This window comes from Paracoccus albus, from assembly GCF_027913035.1.
In the GTDB taxonomy this organism is placed as follows: domain Bacteria; phylum Pseudomonadota; class Alphaproteobacteria; order Rhodobacterales; family Rhodobacteraceae; genus Paracoccus; species Paracoccus albus.
Genome location: NZ_CP115775.1, coordinates 3,281,184 through 3,296,754, shown reverse-complemented (window position 1 = coordinate 3,296,754; position 15,571 = coordinate 3,281,184). Strand labels below are relative to the sequence as shown.

Annotated in this window: 15 protein-coding genes; 1 reads left to right on the top strand and 14 read right to left on the bottom strand. The window is 62.1% G+C overall.

Annotated elements, in window-relative coordinates; translation table 11 throughout:
- Positions 1-293: 293 nt before the first annotated feature.
- From ftsH to PAF20_RS16530, 11 genes are all read right to left on the bottom strand, one after another.
- Complete coding sequence (ftsH, locus tag PAF20_RS16580; protein ID WP_271071699.1) at positions 294-2,189, bottom strand: ATP-dependent zinc metalloprotease FtsH; 1,896 nt, start codon at positions 2,187-2,189, stop codon at positions 294-296.
- 43 nt (positions 2,190-2,232) lie between these two features.
- Positions 2,233-3,471 (bottom strand): tRNA lysidine(34) synthetase TilS, encoded by a 1,239-nt coding sequence (gene tilS, locus PAF20_RS16575; protein ID WP_271071698.1) that lies wholly within the window; start codon positions 3,469-3,471, stop codon positions 2,233-2,235.
- Positions 3,461-4,486, bottom strand: coding sequence for a tetratricopeptide repeat protein (locus PAF20_RS16570; RefSeq protein ID WP_271071697.1), 1,026 nt, complete (start codon positions 4,484-4,486; stop codon positions 3,461-3,463). Before PAF20_RS16570 ends, tilS begins: the two co-directional genes overlap by 11 nt.
- On the bottom strand, positions 4,486-5,046 hold the full coding sequence (locus PAF20_RS16565) for an OmpA family protein (protein ID WP_271071696.1): 561 nt from the start codon (positions 5,044-5,046) through the stop codon (positions 4,486-4,488). Before PAF20_RS16565 ends, PAF20_RS16570 begins: the two co-directional genes overlap by 1 nt.
- A 21-nt stretch (positions 5,047-5,067) precedes the next feature.
- Positions 5,068-6,381 (bottom strand): Tol-Pal system beta propeller repeat protein TolB, encoded by a 1,314-nt coding sequence (gene tolB, locus PAF20_RS16560; protein WP_271071695.1) that lies wholly within the window; start codon positions 6,379-6,381, stop codon positions 5,068-5,070.
- The gene (locus tag PAF20_RS16555; protein ID WP_271071694.1) at positions 6,378-8,129 is read right to left on the bottom strand and encodes a hypothetical protein; all 1,752 of its coding nucleotides are present in this window, start codon (positions 8,127-8,129) and stop codon (positions 6,378-6,380) included. Before PAF20_RS16555 ends, tolB begins: the two co-directional genes overlap by 4 nt.
- A 4-nt stretch (positions 8,130-8,133) precedes the next feature.
- The gene (locus PAF20_RS16550; protein WP_353620601.1) at positions 8,134-8,526 is read right to left on the bottom strand and encodes an ExbD/TolR family protein; all 393 of its coding nucleotides are present in this window, start codon (positions 8,524-8,526) and stop codon (positions 8,134-8,136) included.
- 60 nt (positions 8,527-8,586) lie between these two features.
- Positions 8,587-9,261, bottom strand: a complete 675-nt coding sequence (gene tolQ, locus PAF20_RS16545) for a protein TolQ (protein WP_271071692.1) — start codon at positions 9,259-9,261, stop codon at positions 8,587-8,589.
- 85 nt (positions 9,262-9,346) lie between these two features.
- On the bottom strand, positions 9,347-9,739 hold the full coding sequence (ybgC, locus tag PAF20_RS16540) for a tol-pal system-associated acyl-CoA thioesterase (RefSeq protein WP_271073353.1): 393 nt from the start codon (positions 9,737-9,739) through the stop codon (positions 9,347-9,349).
- The gene (locus tag PAF20_RS16535; RefSeq protein ID WP_271071691.1) at positions 9,736-10,524 is read right to left on the bottom strand and encodes an inositol monophosphatase family protein; all 789 of its coding nucleotides are present in this window, start codon (positions 10,522-10,524) and stop codon (positions 9,736-9,738) included. The genes ybgC and PAF20_RS16535 overlap by 4 nt, the downstream gene beginning before the upstream one ends.
- 112 nt (positions 10,525-10,636) lie before the next feature.
- Complete coding sequence (locus PAF20_RS16530; RefSeq protein WP_271073352.1) at positions 10,637-11,548, bottom strand: LysR family transcriptional regulator; 912 nt, start codon at positions 11,546-11,548, stop codon at positions 10,637-10,639.
- 83 nt (positions 11,549-11,631) lie between these two features.
- Here PAF20_RS16530 and metF point away from each other — a divergent pair, with 83 nt between their 5' ends.
- Positions 11,632-12,489, top strand: a complete 858-nt coding sequence (metF, locus tag PAF20_RS16525) for a methylenetetrahydrofolate reductase [NAD(P)H] (protein WP_271071690.1) — start codon at positions 11,632-11,634, stop codon at positions 12,487-12,489.
- 15 nt (positions 12,490-12,504) lie between these two features.
- Here metF and PAF20_RS16520 read toward each other — a convergent pair whose 3' ends face one another.
- From PAF20_RS16520 to PAF20_RS16510, 3 genes are all read right to left on the bottom strand, one after another.
- Positions 12,505-13,572: a T6SS phospholipase effector Tle1-like catalytic domain-containing protein gene (locus PAF20_RS16520; protein ID WP_271071689.1), complete on the bottom strand. Its 1,068-nt coding sequence runs from the start codon at positions 13,570-13,572 to the stop codon at positions 12,505-12,507.
- 150 nt (positions 13,573-13,722) lie between these two features.
- Complete coding sequence (locus PAF20_RS16515) at positions 13,723-14,865, bottom strand: type III PLP-dependent enzyme (RefSeq protein ID WP_271071688.1); 1,143 nt, start codon at positions 14,863-14,865, stop codon at positions 13,723-13,725.
- 131 nt (positions 14,866-14,996) lie between these two features.
- A complete protein-coding gene (locus PAF20_RS16510) occupies positions 14,997-15,524 on the bottom strand; it encodes a PRC-barrel domain-containing protein (protein WP_271071687.1) in 528 nt (175 codons plus the stop codon).
- Positions 15,525-15,571: the final 47 nt, after the last annotated feature.

The window sequence follows — 15,571 nt, the reverse complement described above, 5'->3', positions numbered from 1 at the left end:
TCAGTCAGTTCGCAAGCATGAAGCGTGACATTTTTGCCGCAGCGCAGAAACTGACAGATGCGTCAGGGAACTCTGCCCCAGACACGCACGTTTCTTCGCCGAGGGGTGAAAGCGGCCACTTGCCGTATCGAAAGGAAACGCCATGGAAAAGCTTGGCGTAATCATAAATCTCGGGTTTGCCATCGCGCTCGTCGTTGGTGCATCAGTGCTGATGGTTATCTGATACGTTACAGGCATGAACATGAAGAAGCCCCGGTCCGCTGGCCGGGGCTTCTTCGTTTATGATCATCCGATCAGGATTGCGGGACGGGCGCACCACCTTCCGGGGCGCCACGGCCTGCTTTCGGAATGGACGTGACCTGCGGAATACCGGAGGACGGCGTATCATCATCGCCTCCAAGGCTGTCGCCGCGGATCACCTTGCCGATTTCTTCGCCGGTCAGGGTTTCATATTCCAGCAGACCCTGCGCCAGACGTTCGAACTCTTCTTCCTTTTCCGTCAGGATGCGCCGGGCAGTCTGGTAGCCTTCCTCGATCAGGTCGTGGACCTCTTGCTCGATCAGCTCTTTCGTCGCTGCCGAGACAGAGAAACCGCCGGTATTGCCTGAATAACCTTCATGCGCTTCGGCGTAATCGACGCTGCCGACCTTGTCGGACATGCCCCAACGCATCACCATCGCACGCGCAAGCGCCGATGCCTGCTGGATGTCGCCTGCCGGACCGTTGGAGACGCCTTCCTCACCATATTTGATGATCTCAGCTGCCTTGCCCGCCATGGTCATGGCAAGCTTTTCCTTGGCTTCGTCTTTGTGGAAGTTCAGCCGATCCATTTCGGGCAGGCTGACAACCATGCCAAGCGCACCGCCACGCGGGATGATCGTCGCCTTGTAGACCGGATCACATTTGGGCAGCGACAGGCCGACGATGGCGTGTCCGGCCTCATGATAAGCCGTTTTTTCCTTCTGCTCAGGCGTCAGAACCATGCTGCGGCGCTCGACACCCAGCATAACCTTGTCCTTGGCATTTTCGAAATCATCCATCGTCACGAAACGGCGGCCAATGCGCGCCGCCATCAGCGCGGCCTCGTTCACGAGGTTCATCAGGTCGGCACCCGAAAAACCAGGCGTACCGCGGGCGATGATGCGCAGATCGACATCCGGCCCCTGCGGAACCTTCTTGGCATGCACTTCCAGAATCTTCTCGCGCCCCTTGATGTCCGGGTTCGGAACATGAATCTGGCGGTCAAAGCGACCCGGACGAAGCAAAGCAGGGTCCAGCACGTCTTTGCGGTTGGTCGCGGCAATGATGATGACGCCTTCATTTGCGTCGAAGCCGTCCATTTCCACGAGAAGCTGGTTCAGCGTCTGTTCGCGTTCGTCATTACCGCCGCCGATGCCGACGCCACGGGCACGACCAACGGCGTCGATTTCGTCGATAAAGACGATGCAGGGGGCGGATTTCTTCGCCTGCTCGAACATGTCGCGGACGCGCGACGCACCCACACCGACAAACATTTCCACGAAATCAGAACCCGAGATGGTGAAGAACGGCACGCCCGCCTCACCCGCGATCGCGCGGGCGAGCAGCGTCTTACCTGTGCCGGGCGGGCCGACCAGCAGCGCACCTTTCGGGATCTTGCCGCCCAGACGGCTGAACTTCTGCGGATTGCGCAGGAATTCGACGATCTCTTCCAGTTCTTCCTTCGCCTCGTCGATACCGGCCACATCGTCAAAGGTCACACGGCCATGCTTTTCGGTCAGCAGCTTCGCACGCGATTTGCCAAAGCCCATTGCGCCGCCTTTGCCGCCGCCCTGCATCCGGTTCATGAAGAAGATCCACACACCGATCAGAAGGATGAAAGGCAACCATACGCTGAGGAATGACAGGAACACCGACTGCTGCTGCTTCTTGACGTTCACCTCTACGTCATTCGCGATCAGCAGATCGGCGATCTCTTCGCCCTGCGGGCGCACCGTCACATATTGATTGCCGTCGGTCGTGCGGAACTGAATTTCCTCGCCATCAATTGTGGCCGAAGAGACCTGATCCTGTTCAACCCGCTCAACAAACTCGGAATAGCTGAGCTGTCCGCTGTTCATTTGCGAAGCACCGTCACTGAACAGGTTGAACAGCATCAGGATCATCAGGAACAGGACGACCCAGAAGGCGATATTGCGTGTATTACCCAAAGGGCTCTCCTCCGGCGGGATTCTATGCCGTGAAAATAGGGATTCACTCGCCGGGTTCAATGCCCAAGCGATTTTCGATCAGATCGACCTTATCACGAATAGGCTCGGCAGCCAGCCCATCCTGCGCAAGCAGCGCCGGGCAAAGCAGGTTCTCGCCGCGACGGATTGCGGGCAGCGCCTGCGCCTCCAGATGGCTGAGGCCCTTTGCTCGCCAATCAAACAGCACAGCATCGGCGCCAAGCGCCTGCACTTCGTCGCCTGCCTGCAATCCGCTGATCCGCCAGCGATTATCCCAGACCCCTGAAACCAGACGCCCGCGCATCGCGGCTGCGGGTTCGCGATGGATCAGCAGCTTCTCGCCCGGATCCAGCACGGCTCCGTCCAGCGTGACGCGACGATTCGCCGCCCACTCAGACAGCGCATGATCCGTGCCAGACCGCCGGGGCGGATAGTCGGCGCCCGTCACAAAGCCCACAGCGATCAGAATCAGCCGACGGCGTTGTTCCGCCGGCAATCCCGCAACCAACTCACGATCAAGCAGGACAGAGCCCATGCGCAGTTCAGCACCCTCAAGCACCGGCAGCAATGCCTGGTTCAACGCATCCCGCGCGCCGGCCAAATGTTGCGCCGATCGGGCAAGCGTGGCCGGATCAATCCCCAGTTCTGTCATCAACCGGCGGACACGGACCCGCTCGAACCGGGGGTTCTCATTCGTCGGATCGTCGGTCCATTCCGCGCCGATTTGCCGCAGCCAATCGCGAAGTTCCGCCCGACCGCAATCCAGCATTGGTCGCAGCCACAACATATCATCCGCCCGGCGTCGCGCCGCCATCGCGGCAAGACCATCCAATCCCGCACCTCTGGTCAGGCGCATCAGCAATGTTTCCGCCTGATCGTCCTGCGTGTGACCAAGGGCGACGGCATCCAGCCCATTTTTCCGCGCCCAGTCCGAAAGCAGGCGTTGGCGCGCGCGTCGGGCCCTATCCATCAGGTTGCCCTGACCTGATCCATCCCAACGGAGAATTGCATGTTCCAGCCCAAGCGCTTTCGCCGCAGCAGCAGCCCCTTCGGCCTCTGCTGCCGACCCTTCGCGCAAGCCATGATCGACCGTCGCAGCAGCGGCCCTTAGACCCCGCTCACGCGCCCAACGGGCAACAACATGCATGAGAGCAACCGAATCGCCGCCACCGGAAAGCGCAACGCCAAGGCCTGCCACGCCACCGCCCAGCCGGTCGAGACTGGACAGAACCCGTTCCTCTATCGTTTTGCCGTCAGTTTGCAACTTCCTGCTCCGCCACCTGCGGGCAGGCGGAGTCCGCGCTCAGGCTGGCTGCGTCAGCGGCTTCTGGCGAATTGGGAAAGCGTCGCGCCAGTTCGGCCAGATGGGGACAGGCATCGGCGGGTGTATTCAGCGCGATCATAGCGCGAGACAAAGCCAGCAAGCTGGCAGCGGCACGGGGACCATCAGGGGCCGCCGCGAAGGTCGTCAACCAAGCTTCAGCCGCCGGCTCGACCTGTCCGTTTGCCTCTAATGCGATACCCTTCAGATAAAGGGCTTCTGCGGTCAGCGGACCACCTGCATGAGAGCCTGTCAGATGGTCAAGCTCTTCAATTGCCTTTTGCCATTCCCCGGCCTCAACGGCGCGGCGGGCCGATGCGAATTCGCGCGCTTCCTCTTCCGTTGGCGGCGCTGTGCCCGCCACGGGATCTTCCATCGGCGGAAGCGTTTGCGCACTTATGTCAGATGGCCGCTCGACCACGCCCGATATATCCGCGGGCATCGCACCGCCACCCTGCCTGCCCAGTTCGGCGGTCATAAGCGCACCAAGGTCGCAATTCGGATCCATCTCACACAACCGGAATTCGATATCGCCGATACGATTGGTGCCATCTGCGACAACGCGTTTGATCCGGTTTGACAGTTGTTCCGTCTGATCGGTCAGGCGGGCAATCTGCGCTTCCATCGCATTCATGCGGTCGATCGCCGAATCGCCACCTGCAGCCTCGAAACCTGTCGCGCCTGACGCAAGAAGCTCTGCCCGCAGCGTCTGCAGATCAGAGGCAACAGCGCGCAGCGCCGCCTGCATCTCGGCCAGAGTTTCCGGAGCGACCGCGGGGCTGGCTTCGGCGTTCTCGGCTTCGACCGTGGCAACGATATCATCCGGCTGCGGCATCGCCTCCAACCCTTCGGCAAGGGCTGGATCGTCAATCACGATCCCGTCCGGGGCCGCCAGATCCTGCGCCGCCGCAGGTACCACAAGACCTGCCGACAGCGCGACGATCAGCCGAAGGCGCATCAGGCGCCTGCCTCACTTTGGCTGACAACCGTGACGGCGCGACGGTTGCGCGCAAGACACGATGCCTCGGATGCGCAGATAGACGCAGGACGCTCTTTCCCGAAGGACATGGTCTGGATGCGACCGGCCTCCACCCCTTTGGCGACCAGATATTCCCGAACCGAGGTCGCGCGACGCGCGCCAAGTGCAAGGTTAAACTCTCGCGTCCCCGGCTCATCGGCATGGCCTTCGACCGTGGCAGTCACGGTCTGGTTCTGGACCAGCCACGCTGCCTGACGTGTCAGCGTTTCACGCGCATCATCGGACAGCGTCGCCTCGGATTCGTCGAAGTAAACCGTGTTTCCAACCGCGGCGAATTGCGTATCTGCCGCAGGCGGGGCAGCCGCATCGCCCGGCAGGCGAGAGCCGGGGATGTTCACATCACCCTGATAAACTGCGGCACCGTTCGCGCCGGTGACATAGGGGTCCGTAACGGGGGCGGATGCGATCGGGGCATTGCCCGGCATGTCGCAGGCCGACAGCGCCGCTACGGCAACCATAAGGGTAAGTGTCAGGCGCATCAGTCTCTTCCTCGGCCTCGCTCAGGGCAGCAGCGGACCCCAGGCAGGATCAGACGCCGCATCATTCAGGGCTACAGGTCGCATGTTTCGCCCGGTGATGTCCACTGAATGAAGCTTCGCGCCGTCATCTTCGCCCCCCTGCCGTGTGAAGATGAGCACACGCCCATTCGGCGCCCAGCTTGGCCCGGCGGCCTGTGCCGCATCCGTCAGCATACGTTCGTCAGAGCCGTCGGCGCGCATAATCCCTATGGCAGAGCCGTCTTTTCCGTGCCGCGTGAACGCAATGCGATCACCGCGTGGCGACCATGTCGGCTCACCATAGCTGACCCCGTCCTCACCAAAAGAAATCCGTTCCGGCTCAGAGCCGTCGGCCCGCATGACATAAAGCTGGGAGCTTCCGGAACGATCACTCTCAAAGACGATCCGCTGCCCATCCGGCGACCACGAGGGCGCCGTGTCGATGGATGGACCACGTGTCAATGGTTTGGCAAAGCTGGGATTATCGACCTGCATGACCCAGATATCGGTATTTCCCGCGGTCTCACGCGAAAACGCGATCCACCTGCCATCAGGCGAATAGCGCGGCGCAAAGCTCATCGCGCGTGGGTCGGAGGTCAGCTGCGCGGTCGTGACGGTTTCCACATCGACCGACATGATCTGCGGCATGCCGCTGGCAAAGCTGGTATAAAGAACCGTCCGCCCGTCAGGGGCAAAACGGGGCGAAAGGGCAAGGTCGCTGCCTGCGGTCAGCCATTTGACGTCGGCACCGTCTGCATCCATCACACCGACGCGCTTCACGCGCTCGGTCGCGGGACCGCTTTCGCCGATAAAGGCAATGCGGCTGTCGAAATAGGGGGCCTCACCGGTGATTCGGCTGTAGATTTGATCTGCGATCTTATGGGCTGTGCGCCGCCAGCCTTCCCTGGGCGCCTCAAACTGCATCCCGTCGCCAAGCGGCTGGCCCGCGAAGATGTCGAACAGGCGAAAGCGGACGGTGATCTTTTCCTCGCTTTCGCTGACAGAGCCGGTCACAAGTGCCTCGGTATTGGCCTGCTTCCAGCCAACATAGTCCACGACCTTGTTGAAGCTGGTGCTGGGTGCATCCTCGATCTCTGCGATGGCGAATAGCCCGGTCCCGGCAAGGTCCGCCTCTACCACCGTCGCAATATCTGCAGCCAGTTCGCCTGCATTTTCCGACGCCTCGAAACGCAGCGCGATTGGCATGGGCTGCATACTGCCTTCGGTAATCTCGATCCGCAGCGGTTCATCCTGAGACAATGCCGCCGTGCCCTGTAGGCACAGAGCCGCCATCAACAAGGCCACCCAAACCTTCATTCGATCCTCTCGACCCCGGACGGCGAGAATGTCACTTCGACATCGTCCCACTCGTTGTATTTATCCGCCGGCAGTTCATACCCGCCATTCGCGCAACGCGAAACGGCACGGCGTGCGGCCTCGAACGCGCGCTCACGGTCAGGGTTGGGTTCAGGATCACCGACGATACGGAAACTGTCGCTGTCCGGTGTGCCGTCACGGTTCATGGTGAAGCCGACCACAACGCGCATTGCCGCAGCTTCCGAGGACAAAGGCGTCAGGTTCCAGCAAGTCTGGATCGCGTTGCGGAAAACATCTTTCTCGTCCGCCGTCATCGGGACAGAGGCGATTTCGACGCTTATATCGCGCTCAATTTCGGAAGGCCGGGTGGTGCCCATCGCATCGGCAAGTGCGTCGTCCAGTACATCGGGCTGGATCGCGGTCGCACCTGCTTCGTTCAGTGCGTCGGTCAGAACGTCGGAACCGCCGCCCTCGCCCTCGCCTTCAGGGGCGTTACCGTCGAACGGGCTGGGCGTTGCTTCTTCTGCGGCAAGGGCTTCGCGCTGAAGCCGCTCTTGCTCGGCCAGTTGTTCGGCAAGTGCGTCACGGCGGGCAAGCTCTGCCTCCGCATCGGCGAGCCGTTGTTCTTCTGCCCGTTCCTGAGCCTCACGCGCAAGGCGCTGCCGTTCCTGTTCGGCCTGCCGTGCTTCCTCTGCCAAACGCTCCTGCTCGGCCCGGCGGGCTTCCTCGGCAAGCCGTTCCTGCTCGGCAATGCGGGCTTCTTCGGCCAGGCGCTCTTCTTCACGGCGCGCTTGCTCTGCCAGCCGTTGTTCTTCCGCGCGGCGTGCTTCTTCGGCCAGCCGTTCCTGTTCCAGCCGCTCCTGTTCGGCTCGTTCAGCCGCCAGACGCTGTTCTTCAGCCTCCGCCTCGGCCTGCTGTCTTGCGGCTTCTTCGGCGCGCGCAGCCTCTGCCTGACGCTCTTGTTCTGCCTGCGCCTCCGCTTCAAGTCGCGCCTGCTCTTGCGCGGCCGCGGCTTCTTCGGCGGCGCGCTGCTCCTCTGCCGCCTGCGCGATGGCTGCAAGGCGCTGTTCCTCTGCGCGTTGGGCAGCGGCGGCGGCCTCTGCCTCTTGCGCCTGACGTTCGGCCAGCACGGCCTCGCGCAAACCGGCGGGACGGTCGGGCGGCGGGCGCGACGAGGAAAGGGCCAGTTCCGATACCGGCGGTGCAGTCGGTGTCGGCGTGTCGGGGCGAGAGGGCGCATCCGTCTGCGGGCCGGTCTCGGCAGAAGGGGTGCTGGGGGCGTCGTCGACCTCTGGCAGACTGGCCGGGTCAGGGGCAATCGTCGCCACATCAACCGGCGGAGTCTGATTCTCGACATCGCTCAGATCAGGCGTATCCTCCGACTGCGGCGGAGGTGCCTCAAGCGTAGACACCGTGCTATCTGGATCGGGCACATCAAGTGCCAGATCCGGCCCTTCCGGCGCAGTCGTGTCGCCCGGCATCTGCGGCTGCTCCGGCGCCTCGCCATCGGCCTGACCGACCGGGCCAGCCCCGCGCGAACGCGCCGCGAGTTCCTCGAACTCCTGCGTCGAGATGGTGGAAACATCGGTCATCTGCGGCGGTGGGTTGTCCCGCGCCGCGAACAGGGCACCGCCGATTGCGGCCCAAAGCACCAGCACCGTATGCCCGACGCCAGAGATCCAGATCCCGGCACGTTCGGCGCGGTCCCTGCCCTGCCCCTGCTGCTCAACCTCCAGCGGATCCAGCATCGGATCAGCCGTCCATCCGCGGCCCGCCGGTGTCGGTCACCAGCACGATGTCATTGAAGCCTGCCGCGTTCAGCGCACCCATGACCTGAACGACCCGGCCATAAGGGATGCCCCCATCGGCGCGAAGGAAGATCTTGCTGGACTGCCGCCCCTCGGCCATTTCACGCAGACGCGAGACAAGCTGATCCTCTTCGATAGTATCTTCCATCAGCATCAGCGGCCCCTCGGCAGGCACTGAAACAGTCAGCGGTTCCTGAGGTTCGGCAGCCACGGCATTGGCTGCGGTTTCAGGAAGTTGCAGCGGAACGCCAACGGTCAGCATCGGTGCCGCGACCATGAAAATGATCAGCAACACCAGCATCACATCGACAAAGGGCGTGACGTTGATCTCTGCCATCGGCTGGCGGCGGCTTCGGCCGCGGCGTCCGGGTTTGTTACGCGACTGGACCTGCATCGGTCAGCCCTCGTTCAACTGACGCGACAGGATGGTCGAGAACTCATCGGCGAAATTCTCGTAATTCGCACCCAGCCTATCGGCATCCGCGATGAATTTATTGTAGAAGATCACCGCCGGAATAGCGGCCAGAAGGCCAAGCGCCGTCGCCAGAAGCGCCTCGGCAATGCCCGGCGCGACGGTGGTAAAGGATGTATCCTGCGAAATCGCGATCTGTTCGAAGGCGGTCTTGATCCCCCAGACCGTACCGAAAAGCCCGATAAAAGGCGCCGTCGAACCGATCGTCGCCAGCAGGGAAAGCCCGCGCGTCAGCCGCGCCTCTTCACGGCCGATGGCGACGTTCATGGCCCGGTCGATACGGCTTTGCGTGCCGGGGATCATCGCACCGAGGTCATCCTGCGACTTGCGCCATTCCCCCATACCTGCGGCAAAAATCCGTTCGGCGGAACCACGCGGGTGTTCACCAACCCGGTCGTAAAGATCATCCAGCGGCTCGCCCGACCAGAAAGTGCGGTCGAACTTCGCGGCCTCTGCCCGCGCGGCACCGATCTTCAGCAGCTTCTGGATAATGATTGCCCAAGACCAGAAGGATGCGAGGATCAGCACCACCATCACGATCTTCACGATCAGCGAGGCGCGCATGAAAAGCGCGATCAGCGAAAAGTCGATTTGTTCCATGGTCTGCCCGTGACTGCCTGGCCATTTTCCGGCCTTTGCAAGGCGTTCTAGCAGATGTTAAGCGCCGCGACCAACGAAATGCCGTTCAACTTCGCATGAGTTCCGCGAGAGCAGCCGGCAGGCGGCGCGGCCGCATGTCCCCGCCAAGGCAGGCAAGGGTCACGCGAGCCGCGAAAAGCAGCGCATCCGCGCGCATCACCTTCTGCTCCAACTCGATCCGTGCCGGGGTCATACGTGTCACCTGCGTCAGGACGGTCAGCTGATCGTCAAACACGGCAGGCAACAGATAGTCAGCCTCGACCCGGCGGACGGCAAAAACCGCGCCATCCTCAACCTTAAGCCGGGTCTGGTCTATACCAAGCTCTCGGATCCACTCGGTCCGGGCGCGTTCGATGAAGCGCAGGTAATTGGCGTAATAGACGATGCCCGCCAGATCGGTGTCTTCGTAATAGACGCGAACCGGCCAGCGATGCATCAGTCGCGCGACCGGACGATTCCGGCAAATTCTGCGAAAAGCTGCGTGTTCGCGCAGACGATATTGCCCGCATCCACGACGGGCCCCTCGCCACGGATCGATTCGACAAAGCCGCCCGCTTCCTTGACCAGAACGACACCTGCGGCGACATCCCATGAATTGACGCCGCGTTCCCAATACCCGTCGAAACGGCCTGCGGCGACATAGGCCAGATCAAGCGAAGCCGCGCCAAATCGGCGCACGCCCGCGGTCAGGGGCATCAGCCGGGCCAGATCCTTCAAGGTCGCCGGCAACGTGCCACGGCCGCCAAACGGCACGCCGGTCGCAAAGACCGAGTCGATCATCTGACGGCGGCCCGACACGCGCAGGCGTTGCCCGTTCATCCAGGCGCCCCCGCCTTTTTCAGCACTGTACAGTTCGTCCTTCGCGGCATCGAAGATCACACCGGCGACGATCTCTCCCTTGTGCTCCAATGCAATGGAAACGGCCCAATGCGGCAGGCCATGCAGAAAGTTCGTCGTTCCATCCAGCGGATCGACGATCCAGCGACGGGTCGGGTCCTCGCCATCCTCGGCACCGGTTTCCTCACCCACCCAGCCATAGTTGGGACGCGCACCGCGCAATTCTTCCTTGATGATCCGCTCGGCCTCCTTGTCGGCGCGGCTGACGAAGTCGCCCGCACCTTTCACAGAGACCTGAAGGTTCTCGACCTCGCGGAAATCTTTCACAAGGCTGCGTCCGGCTTTGCGGGCTGCCTTGATCATCACGTTCATATTGGCGCTTGGCATCGCGGCGCTCCTGCATTCGTCGGCTGTCGGCTTTGCCAGCCGTTTAGGGGGATTGTTGCATAAAGGGAAGCCATTGCGTGATCTTGACCCTTAACCACGCCGCGAGGCGTGGCTAACCGCCGACCCGCCCGCCGCGAACGCCATCGGCGCGCGCCAGTCGCAGCACGTGCTGCATATAGGGCTGGGCAAGATCTGGTTCGCGCACGGCGGCATAGGCACGACGGCGCACCCCCTTTTCTGTCAGCCGCACGAGTGCCAGTTCCGGGTTAGAGGCGTGGCGACGCAGCACCCAGTCCGGCATCACCGCGACGCCGCGCCCTGCCGCAACCAGCATCAAGGTGACATCGGTCAGCTCGACCTGCCTGACATGATATGGCTCTATCCCGGCGGGGGTCAGGAATTCGGAGAACACATCCAGCCGCTCTCGATCCATCGGATAGACGATCAGGTTTTCGGTGGACAGATCCTGCGGCACGGCAAAGCCCTTTGCGGCCAGCGGATGCCCTGCCGGGACAACCAGCGTAGGCGCATATTCGAAAAGCGGTTCGAAATGGATACCCGGCAAATCCTCCGGATCCATCGAAATGACCAGATCTACTTCTTCGCGCTGAAGGGCCGGCAGCGCGGTAAAGGCCAGCCGCTGGCGGATATCCAGGTCGACCTCTGGAAATGTCCGGCGGAACTGATCAAGCACCGGCAGCAGCCAGTCAAAGCAGGCGTGGCATTCCAACGCGATATGAAGCTGACCGACGCGCCCCGCCTCTACCCCCTTCAGCTCTGATTCGGCGGCCTCGATCAGCGGCAGAACCTGCTCTGCCAGGCGCAGCAGGCGCATACCGGCGGCCGACAGCCGCATCGGCCTTGCGCGGCGGACAAACAGTTCGACCCCGACCTGATCCTCCAACGCTTTGACCTGATGCGACAGCGCCGACTGCGTGATGTTCAAAACCTCAGCCGCGCGGGCAAGGCCGCCCTGTTCATGAATCGCGCGAACTGTGCGAAGATGGCGAAGCTCTAGATGCATGGCCCTCATGATGATCATGCGGAATATGAATTTGTCTCACGCCGCCAAGTCTGACACAAGTGCGCGATTGAAAGGAATCTGCAATGTCCACGCCTGCCGTCAGTTTTGAGTTCTTCCCGCCGCGCAATCTGGATGCGTCTTTCCGGCTTTGGGATACGGCGCGTGCGCTTGCACCGCTTGGCCCGGAGTTCGTATCTGTGACCTATGGCGCAGGCGGCACGACCCGCCAGCTGACGCATGAGGCGGTGACGGCGCTGTCCAACCATTACAACCTTAACGTCGCGGCGCATCTGACCTGCGTTGACGCCAGCCGCGACGAAACCATGCAGATCGTTGACGAATACGCAAAAGCCGGCGTGAAAGAGATCGTGGCCCTGCGCGGCGATGCGCCCAAGGGTCAGGCCGAATGGGCCGCCCATCCCGAAGGGTTTGCATCCTCGGTCGAACTGATCGAGGCGATTGCGAAGCGCGGCGACATGAAGATCCGCGTCGGCGCCTATCCAGAGCCACACCCGGACTCAAACGGCTCTTCCGCAGCGGATGTGGCCTTTCTGAAACGCAAGGTCGATGCGGGCGCAACCTCCGCGATCACCCAGTTTTTCTTCGATGCGGGAACGTTCTTCCGCTTCCGCGACGCATGCGTGGCCGCCGGTATCGACGTGCCGATCCTGCCGGGTATCCTGCCCATTCAAAGCTGGGCCGGCGCGCGCAAATTCGCGGCACTTTGCGGCACGAATGTTCCTGACTGGGCCATCGACGCCTTCGACGCGGCAGGCAAAGAGGGCGAGGCGAAGCTGGCAGAGGAAATCTGCGTCAAGCTGTGCAACGACCTGCGGAGCGGCGGTGTAGAGCATCTGCATTTCTACACGCTGAACAAACCAGAGCTGACCCTGGCTGTCTGCCACGAACTCGGCCTGCGAGAGGACGGCCTTGCTGCCTGACCCTGCCGTCCGGATCTAATGGTAGCTTTGGTCGGCGCGGCGCAATCGGCGTTGGCGGCGGCGGGTCATTCTGAAGATCCCGGCATCGGCGGAATCATTGGCCAGATGCCCCGCCAATATGGCCGGGCCGTCATAGGGGCGGGCTACGCTGGAATGCAGCGCCTCACTGATATCAATGCCTGCAACGCGCGGCGTCCGGGCGAGAAATGCCTTGCCCCATCCGCGCCAGTTCCCGACCGAGGGGGCGGCGGGGTCACACACAAAACGTGACCTCCAATCATCTGGCAAGGGCAGGCCCGCCGCCTGAGCCTGTTCAAGCATCCAGACCAGCGGGATATTAGACAGGGGGCGCGCGGTTTCCTCGCCCAGAAGCTGGCCGCCAATATCGGCATGAACACCGTTGAACCACATCTGCGAAATCGCGCCTGGTTCGCGTCCATCGCTGTCCCACAGAATCGGCTGAAAGGCGGCACGGGTTTCATTCAGCGCCAGTGCCTGTGCGCCGCGCCGGACGTCCAGCCCAAGGTGCTGATCGTGAAACCGGAAGCGCGGTTCGGTCAGCACCCACAGCACCGGAAGCCTGATGCCAAGCGCCATGACGGTATCGAATGCGCCCAGAAATTCGATCGGCACACGCTCGTGGCAAAGCCGCGCGCGGAGTTCCAACAAACGTTCGGCCTCGGCCTCATCACGATAGGCGCGCCAGATCTGCTGGATGTTCCGTTCGGTCGCGTTTTCCGGCCTGAGCAGCCCCACCCTTTCGATCATCGCGGCAAGGGAGCGTATCGCGAAGGCACCGCGCGAATAGCCTAGCAGGAACACCCTGTCGCCGGGGCGGTAAGCGGTGGCGAGCCAGCCATAGGCATCGCGAATGCGCCCGCCCAATCCGTGGCCCATCACCACACCCAACAAGCTGCCCCACGCCTCCCATTGCTGGCCGGCGGCATAGCGGACGCGCAGGTCTACGCCGCGCTGCGGGCGCAGCAGACGATAGATGCGGCCGATGTTGGAGGACCGCCCCTCCATCAGCGAGGCGAAGGTGCCATCAACCAGCACGACATGGGTAACAGACGGGCGACTCATGTCACCAGCCTAACACCAAATCCGGTTTTGCAAATCACTCCGCAGGCACCGAAAGGCCGCGACAGGGCGTATTATCTCTGTATGGAATCCGTAGATATGCTGTATATAATCCGTATATACAGCGCGGAGCCGACGAGGCGCGGCGCGGGATCAGTCCAGCCGCAGCGCGGTGGCACGCATCAGATCCCCGAAACCGTTGAAGCGCGTGTTCGTCACGACCGAATAGGCACCGGCACCGTTGAAGACGATATAGTCGTCCTCTTGCACATCGGCTGCCATCAGCAACTCGCCCGGCAGACGGTCGACCGAGTCACAGGTCGGGCCGAAAATGACGCGCCCGGATTCTTCGCCCTCGCGCTTCTTGCCGTCGGGTGAATATACATCCACCCGGTCGAGATTGCCGACCACCGGCAACTCTGCCAGCCCGCCATAGACGCCATCATTCAGGAACACGGCTTGACCATCGCGGACTGCCTTGACCCGCGTGATCAGCGAAAACGCATCTGCGCAGAGGCCGCGACCGGGTTCGCAGACAAGCTGGGGCACGGCATCGCCAAACACCTCTGCCGCAGTTGCGCCGATCAGGTCGAAGATCGCTTCCAGATCTGGCTCTACCCCATAAACACGATGCGACGGAAAGCCACCGCCGACATTCAGGCGCCTGGCCTGCACGCCAGCCATGTCGCAGATGTCGCGCGCGGTGCGGACATATTGTTCCCAGGCGCCGGGATCCGTGCATTGGGTGCCGGGATGGAAGGTCAGCGAGGGTATGAAACCTGCCTCTGCCACGCGCTTCAGAAGATCGGCGGCCAGTGCCGGTGTCGCCCCGAATTTGGAGCCGAAATCATAGATTGCGCCGGCCACCGGCAGCTTGAAGCGCGGCGAGATTTCGCAATCCTCGGCCGGCACCATCTCTATCAGCTTTTCAAGCTCTGACGCGCTGTCAACGGACCATGCCTTGATCCCGGCATCTACTGCCGCGCTGATTTCTGCCCGTGCACGAACAGGGTTGTGGTAATGGCGCGCAGCACCGGGGGCGAGCCGTCCTATCAGTTCGATTTCGGCAGGGGAGGCCACATCGAAGCCCTTGATGCCTGCGGAAAACAGATTCTCGACGACGGCCTCATCCGGGTTTGATTTCACGGCATAGGTGACCAGTCCGGGAAAGCCTTTGATGAAGCGTTTGGCCGTGTCCTGCAGGACGGTCGGCGCAAAAACCATGACCGGGTTTTCCGGTTTCGTTTCGCGGATGATTTCTGCGGGGTTCTGCCAGACGGTCTTCTGCTGTGTCATCGCACCTTCCATGATCGCGGGTGACAAGGGCCTTGCGGCGTGTGTCGCCAGATAAAGCATCCTCGCCTGCGTTTCAAATGAGAACACCCCGGACAAGCCGGGGTGCTGCAAGATTTTTTGAGCGTGACGGATCAGTCGTCGTCGCGGATTTCTTCGGCAGTCTCTTCACGCTGTTCAAGCGCTTCCTGACCAAGAGCCGAGACCACTGCGATACGATCTTCGGTAATGACAAAGCTCATCTCGGAAGGCTCGATCATGACTTCCTTTTCACCAAGGCCAAGGAAGCCGCCGACTTCGGCAATGGCGCCGACGATGTCACCGTCGCCGTTCAGCACGAGGTCTTCGATCTCACCGATCTTTTCCCAATCGGCGTCGATTTCGCTGTAACGCTCACCGTCGCTCCATGTGGTGGTGCCGGTCACGTCAACAGAATAGATGTCGACACCTTCCAGAGCGGAGGCACGCAGAAGGCCGGTCTGCATGGCATCGCCCGGATCCGAGGCAGCTGCGTCAGCAGCGGTGGCGTTGGCAGCAGCAGTCGGGGCAGCGGCGTCTGCCGGGGCTTCTGCGTCGGCAGGGGCTTCGGTCGTTGCGGTCTGTGCAAAAGCTGCGCCGCCGAGCGACAGGATCATTGCGGTGGTCAGATAAAGATTTTTCATGGGTCTAATCCTCTCCATGTTTGGACCGGCATAACGGCACGGGGTGC

What these genes read in the sequence shown, in the direction of transcription:
- tolQ (WP_271071692.1), bottom strand. Translation starts at nt 9,261, where the DNA reads ATGGAACAAATCGACTTTTCGCTGATCGCGCTTTTCATGCGCGCCTCG.
- PAF20_RS16535 (WP_271071691.1), bottom strand. Translation starts at nt 10,524, where the DNA reads ATGCCAAGCGCCAATATGAACGTGATGATCAAGGCAGCCCGCAAAGCC.
- PAF20_RS16515 (WP_271071688.1), bottom strand. Translation starts at nt 14,865, where the DNA reads ATGACACAGCAGAAGACCGTCTGGCAGAACCCCGCAGAAATCATCCGC.
- tolB (WP_271071695.1), bottom strand. Translation starts at nt 6,381, where the DNA reads ATGAAGGTTTGGGTGGCCTTGTTGATGGCGGCTCTGTGCCTACAGGGC.
- PAF20_RS16520 (WP_271071689.1), bottom strand. Translation starts at nt 13,572, where the DNA reads ATGAGTCGCCCGTCTGTTACCCATGTCGTGCTGGTTGATGGCACCTTC.
- PAF20_RS16565 (WP_271071696.1), bottom strand. Translation starts at nt 5,046, where the DNA reads ATGCGCCTGACACTTACCCTTATGGTTGCCGTAGCGGCGCTGTCGGCC.
- PAF20_RS16530 (WP_271073352.1), bottom strand. Translation starts at nt 11,548, where the DNA reads ATGCATCTAGAGCTTCGCCATCTTCGCACAGTTCGCGCGATTCATGAA.
- PAF20_RS16555 (WP_271071694.1), bottom strand. Translation starts at nt 8,129, where the DNA reads ATGCTGGATCCGCTGGAGGTTGAGCAGCAGGGGCAGGGCAGGGACCGC.
- metF (WP_271071690.1), top strand. Translation starts at nt 11,632, where the DNA reads ATGTCCACGCCTGCCGTCAGTTTTGAGTTCTTCCCGCCGCGCAATCTG.
- PAF20_RS16570 (WP_271071697.1), bottom strand. Translation starts at nt 4,486, where the DNA reads ATGCGCCTTCGGCTGATCGTCGCGCTGTCGGCAGGTCTTGTGGTACCT.
- PAF20_RS16510 (WP_271071687.1), bottom strand. Translation starts at nt 15,524, where the DNA reads ATGAAAAATCTTTATCTGACCACCGCAATGATCCTGTCGCTCGGCGGC.
- PAF20_RS16550 (WP_353620601.1), bottom strand. Translation starts at nt 8,526, where the DNA reads ATGGCAGAGATCAACGTCACGCCCTTTGTCGATGTGATGCTGGTGTTG.